The sequence below is a fragment of the Labrys miyagiensis genome (genome assembly GCF_030160835.1).
In the GTDB taxonomy this organism is placed as follows: domain Bacteria; phylum Pseudomonadota; class Alphaproteobacteria; order Rhizobiales; family Labraceae; genus Labrys; species Labrys miyagiensis.
This window is the reverse complement of the sequence record NZ_BSPC01000061.1, coordinates 1-11,157: the sequence shown is the minus strand read 5'-3', so window position 1 is coordinate 11,157 and position 11,157 is coordinate 1. Positions and strand designations below refer to the sequence as shown.

Sequence of the window (11,157 nt, the reverse complement as noted above, 5' to 3'; positions counted from 1 at the left end):
CCAGTTCACGAAGCTCTCGCGGCCATCCAGCGGCGGCGCCATCCCCCAGTCGAACATGACGGGTACGGTCGAATTGGCCTTTCCGATGCTCGGCGCCATTGAGGTCGCCAAGATACCAGCTAATTGCAGGAATTTGCGACGATCCATGGACGAAACTCCGACAACACCGAACCCGTGGAGGCTGACATGCTACACTTATGGCGCAATTAGACGACCATCCCTCGCAGAGTTCCGTATCGGGTCGTGGTTTTCGGATATTTGATTATGGAAATGAGTGGTTGGACGAGCCCGCGTGCCCGACGTCTTGCCCAGACGGCGGTCCAGCAAACCTGCCTAGCCGCTCTCTTCGTACCAGCCTGCGCGCCAACCGCTTCGCCGAAAGCGTCTTTACCGCACCGGCTGGGCGCAGGGGCTGGTTCGTCGCCAAAGTTCTCGTCATCCTGACACTGGCAGCCGCCTATTATTTCGCGGTCGCGCCGCTTGCCGCGGTCTACGTTGCTAATGTCGGGATGCCCTTCCTATTGGCCAAGTTCCTTGTCTCTGCAGCCGGGCTCTTCCTCGTCACCGAAGCTTGGCCTCGTTCTGTTGATTCAGCTCAACTGCACCCCTGCAACTTTGCGTCAGCTTAAAGAGGCCGGGCACTTCAAGCCCCCAGCCCCAGCCAAGTCTCAGGCGCCCTACCCGTCTAAGACCGACTTTCTCCTAAACAACTGAAAAATATAACGTATTTTGTTAGCATACGATTTCGCACGGCTTTTGTTCTGACCCCGTCCGGCAAGACACCGCCGTAGGCATGATGCGTAGGCTTCGGCCACGCTATCGAAGATGAGGGGGCGTTCGGCCTTTCTAAATAGGGGCACGCGCGTGCCGCATCGAATTGGAAGTCGAGGAGCGGCGGCGATCGCCCGCCATGGCCCTTTGGATCTCGACGCTCCGTTGCCTGCATCGGGCGCGCGGCTGCATAAGTCGAGGCATATATACGTCGCCGGGGACCTGCCAGATCAGAAACGGCGGCTGAGAGTCAGTTCGAGTTCCTGGCTGTTGAAGTTGCCGGACGCGTGGGAAATGCTGCGAAAATTGTCGATATGCATTCGCGACCAATCGTAATGGTACTCCAGTCCAGTCCCCCATTGATCGTTAATTCGGTATTCCATGCCCGCCTTCAAGTCGGCTCCCCACGTCACGACGCTTTCATTGAGCCGAGGTCCGAACACGCCGACGGGATCACCGGCGGTAATCCCCGAATGGCCGGTGCCAGTGATGTGCCAGATGAACACAGCAGGCCCGGCGCCGATATATGGGATGAATCGTCCCCAACTATCATAGCGCGCGATGCCATCCATCGAGAGGCGAAAAACGCTTGAGTTGGCTGGCAACTGTTCTTCAGTCACGCTCGGCGTGCCGATCAGATCAATGAACCCAGGGTGGGTAAGCGTCACGGGTTGGTGCTTGAATTCGGGCCGTGAGTAGGACAAGGCTGCTTCGACGCCAAGCCAGGGCGTGCCTTCGAAGAAGTGCCCGATCCGAAGGCCAAAGGTAGGGCTCGTACCAAGAGCAAGATCTGTTACTGAGGCGCCTCGCAGCAGCGGGGCTCCCCCAATAGGATCCGGAGGATCCGGGTAATTGGTATTTTCGTTACCGTTGACGCCAGTTACCTTCGCGTCGAACGCATAACCAATACTGCCGCCGAAATAAGTCTCTGCCAGTGCCACCCCGCTGAGACCAAGCCAAATACTGGAAGCAATCACCAGATTTGCGAAGACAGGCCTTGTGAGCTTGCTCATTGAAGAACTCCGTGCTTGCCACGTCGCACCTATCTTGAGTATGGCCTAATTGTGGCATCATGCACTGGCCTAATCTATGCAACTTAGACGAAAATTAAATGGCTGAGCGGTACCGGATCATATCGGGGTGACGACACGAAAGTGATCATGGACCCGAATTAAAACATCACCCACACGGCCAAGGTCTTCAATTGAGGGTAGGTCCCGCTGCAACACAAATCGACCTTGTCCCTTTACGTCGATGTGCTGTCCTCTTGCGCTCCGTTTCTAAAGAATGCGCAAGTAAAGTGATGGTCCTGGTCAGGTCGGCGAGACCAAGCGAAAACGAAGCGGAATTCGGAATTTTTGCTTCGCGAGCATCCGAAAGCGTGGCAGTATTTCTTGCGCGTAACATTGGTGGAATAGCCCAAATCGGACCCGAGAGGAGGATTTTTATGTCCTGGCATAAGCCGGTCGTCATTGAGATTTGCGTCGCCATGGAAGTGACGGGCTATATCTCCGAGGACGAAGTGCCTCCGGAGTTTTGATTTGCCGTCGGTATAAAGTTCCGCAGCAAAGCGCCTGGAAATTCTCGTATGGCCTTGCGAGCTGTTGTGCTCGGATCGGCGGCTGGTGGCGGTGTCCCGCAGTGGAACTGCGGTTGCCAAGTTTGTCGTTTGGCTTGGGCCGGCGATAAGCGCGTACGGCCTAGAACTCAATCGAGCATTGCGGTATCCGCGAATGGGGAAGATTGGTTGCTGGTGGACGCCTCGCCCGATATTCGCCAACAGATTATGGATACCCCGGTCCTCCGGCCTATCGACAACATTCGCCATTCCCCCATCGCAGCAGTGCTAGTAACAAGTGGCGAAGTCGATCATATCGCGGGCTTACTCGGCTTGCGCGAGCGTCACTCTTTCTCCCTGTTCGGCACCACGGACACCCTGGACACTATTGAGCAGAACGCCATTTTCGGTGTGATCGGCAAGGATCTGGTCACGCGCGAGGCCGTGAAGGTTGATCATTCCTTCACGCCTGTTCCAGGTTTGGAGGTGACACTGGTCCCCGTACCCGGCAAGGTACCCCTCTGGCGCGAAGACGAGCCATTGCGTCTGGGCGAAGAAACGGAGTCAACCGTGGGTGTCGCTATAAGCGCTGCAGGCAAACGGATCGTCTATGCTCCCGGCTGTGCCGCCTCGTCGACGCGATTGCGGGAAACTATCGCTGGCGCGGACCTGCTACTCTTCGACGGCACGTTCTGGAAAGATGATGAGATGATTACCAGCGGTGCCGGTAGCAAGACAGGCAGGCGCATGGGACACATGCCGATGTCTGGGCCGGATGGCTCGATGATGGCTCTGGCCGACATTTCAATAGGGAGGCGTGTTTTCATCCACATCAACAACACCAATTTGGCACTTGTCGAAGATTCGGCCGAACGGGCAGCTGTCGATGCTGCGGGTTGGACCCTTGCCTATGACGGCATGACATTTGCGCTATGATTTCATGGCTTTCACCGTCTGAGCTTGAAACGGCACTGCGCGACATCGGCGGACGGCGCTATCACAGTCTGCACCCGTTTCACGGCATGCTGCATGGCGGCAAGCTAAATCGAGACCAAGTCCGGGCCTGGGCGCTGAATCGCTACTACTATCAAGCGATGATCCCGGTGAAGGACGCCATGATCCTGACCCGAATGAACGACGCCAGCCTGCGCCGTATCTGGCGCCAGCGCATTGTCGACCACGACGGCACCTCCGAGGGAGATGGCGGCTTGGAACGGTGGCTACAACTGACCGACAGCCTTGGCTTTCCGCGTGATTACGTTATTTCAAATGCGGGCCTACTGCCTGCAACGCGCTTTGCGGTCGAGGCCTATGTCAATTTTGTCCGTGATCGTCCGCTGCTTGAAGCCATTGCCTCTTCGCTTACTGAGCTGTTCAGTCCGAACATCATATCGGAGCGCGTGGCGGGAATGTTGAAAAGCTATGATTTTGTGTCCCGAGAGACGCTGGCCTATTTCGACGGGCGATTGTCGCAGGCCTCACGCGACGCCGATTTTGCCCTCGAGTATGTCAAGCATAACGCCACGACACCGCAATTGCAGCAATCTGTCCTCGATGCGCTCACCTTTAAATGCGATGTTTTGTGGTCACTGCTCGACGCCATTCACCACGCGTATGTGAGCCCAGGGCTTCCGCCGCCCGGTGCCTGGATTCCTGGTGCGGAATTACGGTCTTGACGCTGCTTTCGCCTGACGATGTACCGAGAATGCCGCGAGGCGTGAAGTTGCGGTTCGATGAAGTACGTGGCAAGCACGTCCTGCTCGCGCCGGAACGCGCCTTTAGTCTCGATGAAATAGCGTTGGCCGTGGTGAAACTCATCGATGGGCGCCGTAGTGTAAATGACATCGTCGACGTTCTTGCCGAACGCTATGTGGAGGCGCGGCAGGTGATCGCGGTGGATGTGACAGCCATGCTAAACGACCTACTTACCAAGCGTCTTATTGATCGATGAGCAGCGCTGCGGTCGCCATATCGAATCCTATTGGCTTACTAGCCGAGTTGACGCATCGCTGCCCACTGCACTGTCCCTATTGCTCCAATCCAATAGATATGGACCGTCGCTCACAGGAACTCGATACTGCGACCTGGATGCGGGTCTTCAACGAGGCGGCGAGACTTGGTGTCCTGCATGTGCATCTTTCCGGGGGCGAGCCAACCGCTCGGCAGGATATCGTCGAGCTGACCGCCCATTGCGTGCGATCAGGGCTTTACACCAACCTGATCACATCGGGTGTAGGGGCCGCCGAGGCACGCCTGGACGCCCTCTCGGATGCCGGTCTCGACCATGTGCAATTATCGATCCAAGCCGCTCATGGTGATAATGCCGAACGGATCGGGGGTATGAGCGGAGCCCATGCGCAAAAGCTGAATTTTGCCCGGTCGGTCGTGGAGCGAGGCCTTCCGCTCACCGTCAACGCCGTCATCCACCGCGGCAACGTAGGTGAAGTTGGCGATCTTATTGAGCTTGCCGTTGCCATGCGGGCCAAGCGCCTCGAGATCGCACACACGCAATATTATGGCTGGGCTCAGCTGAACCGCTCGGCCTTAATGCCGACGCGCGCGCAGGCCGACGCCTCCATCGCTCTCGTCGAGGAGGCCAGGCGGCGTTTTGAAGGACAGATCGTTATCGATCTGGTGCTGCCGGATTACTATGCGAACTACCCCAAACCCTGTACCGGCGGGTGGGGACGCCGCACGCTGAACGTGACGCCCTCCGGCAAAGTGTTGCCCTGTCATGCGGCCGAAACCATACCGGGTCTCGACTTCTGGTCAGTGAAGAATCGTACACTTGCCGACGTCTGGTGGAATTCACCGGCCTTCAATGCCTTCCGCGGCACAGACTGGATGTCCGAACCTTGCCGCAGCTGCGACCGCAAGGATCGCGACTGGGGCGGTTGTCGCTGCCAAGCACTCGCGCTGACCGGCGACGCCTCGGCAACGGACCCGGCGTGTCACAAATCCCCGCTGCACAAGCCTATGCAAACCCTGGCCACTTCGGAATCGAGTACTTCGGAACCGCCGCCTTACGTCTATCGCACGATACGGTCCTCGCCCGACAAGCAACCATCGGACACCAAGATGACGAGGCTCGACGGGCGGGCGTCGGGGCCGGATCCCTGAACAAAATCTGCCGGCACCAAGCCGGCAGCCCGGTCAATCGGCGCTGTCAGCGCAACTGCAGGCTGGTTCCAGCAAGAGCCAGAAGGCCAAACCGAACCTTGGTTCAGGCGGCGACGGCTCGCCACTCTGCCAAGGCGGCTGAGCGTCTCTGCTTGTAGGTTTCTCGGCTGACGAGGTGGCGCTCCGAATTGAAGGGGTTGTGGATCTGGCTATGGACCGCGACAAATTTCTGGAGACTCCTTGTCTTCCGGAATTGGAGCATCGCGGCCTCTCGACGTCGAAATGGTTGGTGAGAATTCTCGGCCCGGTTGTTCTTCCAGCGGCCGACTTCCCGGCGCTCGAGGTTGCCGATGTCCCGCATGGCAGCGCCATGGGAGCGCAACCCATCGGTGACGACGACCTCAGGACGACCATAGCGCTTCATGGCTTTCTTAAGGAATTCCAACGCTTGCGTCTTGTCCCGGGTCTTGCTGACGAAGAACTCCAACACCTCGCCCTCGTGATCGACGGCCCGCCAAAGATAGTGGAGCTCGCCGTTGACCTTCACGAAAGCCTCATCGATATGCCAGCGTTCACAGCTGATGTTGCCATCCCTCATCCGCCTCTTGCGGATGGCACCGGCGAACAGCGGGCCGAAACGGTTCCACCAAAATCTCACCGTCTCATGGCAGATGTCGATGCCGCGCTCATGCAGCAGGTCCTCAACATTCCTCAAAGACAAGGGGTAACGCACGTACATCATCACGGCCAGGCGGATCACCTCCGGCGACGAATTGAAATAGCGAAACGGATTGGGCTTGGGATGCGTCATCCTCTCGGCCTACCCTTCCGGGCCAGCCTCGGACAATTTACTCTGACACAGCCCATTGCCGCCTTCCCTTGGCCTCTTTCTGCGAAACAGATGCGGGACAGGCGCTTCCGGCTGATTGCCAGTCCCGTTGCTTGCAGATCCGACAGAAAGTCTTCGGAATCCAGTTGCCATGCTGGCCTTGCGGCAGACGCTGATGCTGCCGGATCACTGCGACCGGGTCGGCATCGATATGCGCCGCCTCAAGCAGCATCAGGTCGCTGGTCTGGTTCTCCTGCGGTACCAGAAATACCGAGGCTCGCCCACGGCTTCAAATCGAGCCGCAAGCCATCACGTTGTCAATATGACCGTGCGGTCGGCACACCAACGGGAGCTTGATCTCACTGGGCTAGCTGCCAGACGACTCAGCCAGTTTTTTGTTTTTCTTCGGGAATAAAGCCGCACCGATTCCCGTCTTAGTCTGCACAGCGTGGTGAATGTGACGAGGCGCGATGCTCGACGGAGATACCTGTTCAACGTGGTTCCAAGACCCGAAGAGCAGGCGATCGGTCCGTCGAGGGCAATATGCCGGGAGGATTGATGATTATTTTGACTTCATCGCAACCTGCACATCACAAGAAGGTCTATATCTTCAATGACTTACAAGAGCGCTGGCTCAAGCCTTCGACCCGGGCTCGCTGATGACGAGTTCAGACGCTGCTCTGAATGCACATTGTCATCTTCCGGGCGTGATGACGAGATGTAGCTGGCGTGTCGGTTGGCGAGCGCTCTTGCTCCGCGGCTATAGGGAACCCTCAGAGTCTGACGAGTTCACCACGCCGGCAACAGCCGATCACCTGATCGTGCTTATTGTCGAGGGACACTGCGATATCGAAGGCCGTTATCGCGGAACTTGGCACAAGTCGAGCCATCGCGCAGGCTGCATGAGGATGACGGCGCCTGGAGAAGAGGTCACATTTCGCTGGCGTAACGGCGCGCACGCCACTCTACACTTGCACCTGCCCGAAGAGATACTTCGCAGCACTCTTGCGAACCTGGCCGATCGAGATGTCTACCCAGCATCAATGCCGCATACGCTCAGTTATGACGATGACCTGATCGCGAAAGCCCTTCTATATCTCTCTGCCGCAATGTCAGAAGGCGTGTCTGATCTCTATGCCGAGACGATGGCCCACTTCCTCACCGGACACTTGCTTGTGCGCCATGCAAAAGTGCAACCGCGCGCGACAAAAAGAATCGACGAACCGCGCATGCGGCGCGTGGACGAGTTTCTACAGGAAAACCTCGGCAACGATATCTCGCTCGACGACATCGCTTCAGTGGCGGGAATCAGCCGTTTTCACTTGGTCCGATTGTCCCGGAAAGTCCACGGCGAGACGCCTTTTCGACGTCTCACCCGAATGCGGATCGAAGAGGCAAAGCGGAAGCTTCAAGCGGGGCGGGAAAGCATCACTCAGATTGCATTCGCTTGCGGCTATGACAATCCGGCCCATTTCGCCTCCGCGTTTCACCGTCTGGTCGGGACATCTCCCAGCGGATATCGCAAGCAAATTCGATAAATTCCTTGCGCTTCGTTTGAAGCCGACAGCAATCCGGCGAAGATAATCAGCAATAGTGCGGAAGCGTCCCTGCGTTTTATCTGGTACGTTCGAGGTAAGGGATATTTTAATTGTAATAGAGGTAAATAACTATGTTTCGGTTGCGTGATATACTTGAGCAGGCGCAGGAACGGCATGTGGCTGTTGGCCACTTCAATATTGGCGATTTTGTCATCCTGAAGGCTGTCTTTGCTTCAGCACGGGTACTGAATGTGCCCGTGATTGTCGGCGCTTCCCTCGGCGAGCGCCAATTCATCGGAGATCACACCTTCGCAGCGATGGTACGGGGTCTGCGCGAGGAGCACAATTTTCCGATATTCCTCAATGCGGATCACACGCACTCCCTCACGGACGCAATCAAGGCGGCTCGGGCAGGCTTTGACGCCGTCGTGTTCGACCTCTCCGCTCTCCCGCTCGAGGAGAATATCGAACAGACCAAGGCAGCAGTCAAAGAGCTGAGGGCGATCAATCCGGCTATCCTGGTCGAGGGAGAGATCGGCGATATCGGTACCGGGTCCGAAATCCATGACTCCGCGCCCGACCTTGCCAAAGGTCTCACCCGTCCAGAGGAAGCCAAGCGGTTCGTCGATGCCACAGGGGTTGATTTGCTGGCCCCGGCGGTAGGGAATATGCACGGAATGCTTCCTGGCATGGTTCGCGGAGAGGTGAAGAAGACACTCGATATTGAGCGGATCGCACAGATCAAGCGCGAGACTGGTGCTCTGCTGACTCTCCATGGTGGGTCGGGAACAAACGACGTGAGCCTGCGTCAAGCCATTATCGAAGGCATTAACATCGTCCACATAAACACCGAATTGCGTGTTGCGTGGAGGCACGGTCTCGAGAAAAGTCTGGCAAACGACCCCAAAGAAGTTGTGCCTTATAAAATATTGCAGATCCCGATTGATGAAATCAAGCAAGTCGTGATCGCGAGGTTGAGGCTTTTCAACAACATTGGATAGTCTAGTCGCGGCAGTCGAGTTGGCTGCAAAATAAAGGCTGCGAGGGGAATATACAAGATTTTGCCGGAGTTCGCACCAAAGCTCTTTTGGTTTCGCACACACGCTTCCGCTAGGATCGTGCCATTTACGAGACCCTGATAATAGGGGCCGTCCTGGTACCAGATCTCCAGCGAAGACCGGATGATCACTCCCCTGAGCGGACCCCGAACGGCCGGGGGGCAAGAAAAACATTGCCCCAATGAAGGGACACCCTCGCCGGCATCAGCGCCCTTCGAGCGCGTCACCCTGATCGACGAAATCGCCGTGGCCACCGCCGCTCACCAAGCCAATCAAGGAGTGTTGACCATGACTGACCAACCCCAAAAGGTAGCCATTATCATTGGCGCTTCCGGCGGGATCGGCAAAGCTGTAGCCCTACGGCTTGCTCAGGACGGCTTCGCCATTGTGGGTCATTACGCCGGCAACGCCGCTAACGTCGATGAAGTTTTGGCGGCGATCAAGGCGCCGGGCGGGCGGGCGATCGGCGTCAAAGCCGACGTCGCCGCCGAGGCCGATGTTGTGGCGCTATTCAACACGACACTCGATACGTTTGGCCGCATCGATGTGGTTGTGCATAGCGCAGGCATCATGCCGATGGGTTCGATCGCCGACGGCGATCTGACCACCTTCGACAAGGTCATCGCCACCAACCTGCGAGGAACCTTCATCGTTCTCAGCCAAGCCGCGCGCCATGTGGCGGAAGGTGGCCGTATCATCGCCTTTTCCAGCAGCGTGCTAACCAAGTCCTTCCCCAATTACGGCGCATACGTCGCTTCAAAGGGCGGCGTGGAAGGTCTCGTCCGGGTGCTAGCCAATGAGCTTCGAGGGCGCAATATCACGGTCAACGCCGTTGCGCCGGGTCCGACCGGCACCGAACTTTTCCTCAAAGGCAAGTCTAACGGTCTGATCGATAGCCTCGCCAAAATGGCGCCACTGGAACGCATTGGTACGCCCCAGGACATCGCCGGTACGGTGTCGTTCCTGGCTGGCGCGGACGGCGCATGGGTCAATGCCCAGGTGATCCGGTCCAATGGTGGCTTCGCCTGATCTTTCAACCTCGATAGTAGGACAATGCCGTGAAGAAAATTATCGTCGTGACCGGTTCGTCGAGCGGCTTTGGCCGCATGATCTCCTACGCCTTGGCTCGGGCCGGACACACCGTTTTCGCCAGCATGCGCGAGAGCCTGGGTCGCAATGCACCGCAGGTGGCCGATATGAAGGCCTTCGCCCGGGATAATAAAGTCGACCTGCGGCCTTTGGAACTGGACGTCAGTTCCGAGGCTTCAGTTGAGGCCGCCATTGCCAAGGTCATCGCCGACACTGGCCGGCTCGACGTCGTGATCCACAACGCCGGACATATGGTCTACGGTCCCGCGGAGAGTTTTACGCCTGCGCAACTGGCGGCGCTCTATGACGTCAATGTGCTCAGCACCCAACGGGTCAACCGCGCGACCCTGCCGCACCTGCGCCAGCAGCGCGAGGGTCTAGTGATCTGGATTTCGTCGAGCAGTACCCGTGGCGGCACGCCGCCCTATCTGGCGCCCTATTTCGCCGCCAAGGCTGGCATGGACGCCATGGCGATCAGCTACGCCGGTGAATTGGCGCGCTGGGGCGTGGAAACCTCAATCATCGTGCCAGGCTCCTTCACCACTGGCACCAAACATTTCGCCCACGCGGGCAAGCCCGGCGATCCGGCACGAGCCGACGAATACGCAAAGGGGCCAACGGCCGACATCGCCGAAGTGGCGCTGAAGAACTTGGCGGCGATAGCGCCCGCCGACGCCGATCCTGAGGAAGTCGCTCGCGAGGTCGTACGCGTCGTCGACCTGCCGTCCGGAAAGCGGCCTTTCCGCGTTCACATCGATCCGGTCGACGACGGTGCGGAGGTAGTCAACCGCCTGGCAGATCGCATTCGCGCTGAGTTTCTCCGGCGGATAGATCTTGCCGATCTGCTCACGCCACATGGCGGCTGATAGGAGCGTGCCGCATGCAGCGACCGGTAGGTATCGAGTTCGTCTTTGACATCGTTGCCCTTGGTGCGCGATCGGCCTTCATAGTCTCCTGGCGGCGCTTAAACATGTGCAGGATTCGGCGGTGGCCGACATTTCATTTCAGCCGTTGGTGTTGTCAGACTAACCCTAAGTTGTCTCTGCCAGATGCACGGAGGTCAAACCGAGGCTCGGTTTAGGCCGCGACGCCCGGCCACTCGGCCAAGGCGACCGAGCGTCTCCGCTTGTAGATTTCCCGGCTGACGAGGTGGCGCTCCGAATAAAAATGGTTGTGGATCTGGCCGTGGACGGC

11 protein-coding genes and 1 pseudogene are annotated in these 11,157 nt (G+C 58.0%); 10 read left to right on the top strand and 2 right to left on the bottom strand.

Going from position 1 to position 11,157, the window contains the following annotated elements; genetic code table 11:
* The first annotated feature begins 278 nt into the window (after window positions 1-278).
* Window positions 279-629 carry a hypothetical protein gene (locus tag QQL24_RS26690; RefSeq protein WP_284315340.1) on the top strand — a complete coding sequence of 117 codons (351 nt, stop codon included), beginning with the start codon at window positions 279-281 and terminating at the stop codon, window positions 627-629.
* Between the two features lie 372 nt (window positions 630-1,001).
* Here QQL24_RS26690 and QQL24_RS26685 read toward each other — a convergent pair whose 3' ends face one another.
* On the bottom strand, window positions 1,002-1,784 hold the full coding sequence (locus tag QQL24_RS26685) for an outer membrane protein (RefSeq protein ID WP_284315339.1): 783 nt from the start codon (window positions 1,782-1,784) through the stop codon (window positions 1,002-1,004).
* Between the two features lie 434 nt (window positions 1,785-2,218).
* On the opposite strand from QQL24_RS26685, the gene pqqA reads away from it, so the two are divergent.
* The 4 genes and pseudogenes from pqqA to pqqE all read left to right on the top strand — a co-directional run bounded on the left by pqqA (window position 2,219) and on the right by pqqE (window position 5,449).
* Window positions 2,219-2,311 (top strand): pyrroloquinoline quinone precursor peptide PqqA, encoded by a 93-nt coding sequence (pqqA, locus tag QQL24_RS26680; protein WP_284315338.1) that lies wholly within the window; start codon window positions 2,219-2,221, stop codon window positions 2,309-2,311.
* A gap of 54 nt (window positions 2,312-2,365) precedes the next feature.
* Complete coding sequence (gene pqqB / locus QQL24_RS26675) at window positions 2,366-3,265, top strand: pyrroloquinoline quinone biosynthesis protein PqqB (RefSeq protein WP_284315342.1); 900 nt, start codon at window positions 2,366-2,368, stop codon at window positions 3,263-3,265.
* A pseudogene (pqqC, locus tag QQL24_RS26670) lies at window positions 3,262-4,280 on the top strand (pyrroloquinoline-quinone synthase PqqC). Before pqqB ends, pqqC begins: the two are co-directional and overlap by 4 nt.
* Entirely contained in the window at window positions 4,277-5,449 is a 1,173-nt protein-coding gene (gene pqqE, locus QQL24_RS26665; RefSeq protein ID WP_284315337.1) for a pyrroloquinoline quinone biosynthesis protein PqqE, read from the top strand. The pseudogene pqqC and the gene pqqE overlap by 4 nt, the downstream one beginning before the upstream one ends.
* 103 nt (window positions 5,450-5,552) lie before the next feature.
* Here the strand turns inward: pqqE and QQL24_RS26660 are convergent, their stop codons facing one another.
* Window positions 5,553-6,260, bottom strand: a complete 708-nt coding sequence (locus QQL24_RS26660) for an IS6 family transposase (RefSeq protein ID WP_284315336.1) — start codon at window positions 6,258-6,260, stop codon at window positions 5,553-5,555.
* Window positions 6,261-6,429: 169 nt separating this feature from the next.
* Between QQL24_RS26660 and QQL24_RS26655 the strand changes: the two genes are divergently transcribed.
* The 5 genes from QQL24_RS26655 to QQL24_RS26635 all read left to right on the top strand — a co-directional run bounded on the left by QQL24_RS26655 (window position 6,430) and on the right by QQL24_RS26635 (window position 10,829).
* On the top strand, window positions 6,430-6,693 hold the full coding sequence (locus tag QQL24_RS26655) for a hypothetical protein (RefSeq protein ID WP_284315335.1): 264 nt from the start codon (window positions 6,430-6,432) through the stop codon (window positions 6,691-6,693).
* A gap of 334 nt (window positions 6,694-7,027) precedes the next feature.
* Window positions 7,028-7,816, top strand: a complete 789-nt coding sequence (locus QQL24_RS26650) for an AraC family transcriptional regulator (RefSeq protein WP_284315334.1) — start codon at window positions 7,028-7,030, stop codon at window positions 7,814-7,816.
* 131 nt (window positions 7,817-7,947) lie between these two features.
* Window positions 7,948-8,817 (top strand): class II fructose-bisphosphate aldolase, encoded by an 870-nt coding sequence (locus QQL24_RS26645; RefSeq protein WP_284315333.1) that lies wholly within the window; start codon window positions 7,948-7,950, stop codon window positions 8,815-8,817.
* Between the two features lie 345 nt (window positions 8,818-9,162).
* Window positions 9,163-9,903, top strand: a complete 741-nt coding sequence (locus tag QQL24_RS26640; protein WP_284315341.1) for an SDR family oxidoreductase — start codon at window positions 9,163-9,165, stop codon at window positions 9,901-9,903.
* A gap of 29 nt (window positions 9,904-9,932) precedes the next feature.
* The gene (locus QQL24_RS26635; protein WP_284315332.1) at window positions 9,933-10,829 is read left to right on the top strand and encodes an SDR family oxidoreductase; all 897 of its coding nucleotides are present in this window, start codon (window positions 9,933-9,935) and stop codon (window positions 10,827-10,829) included.
* Window positions 10,830-11,157 lie beyond the last annotated feature (328 nt).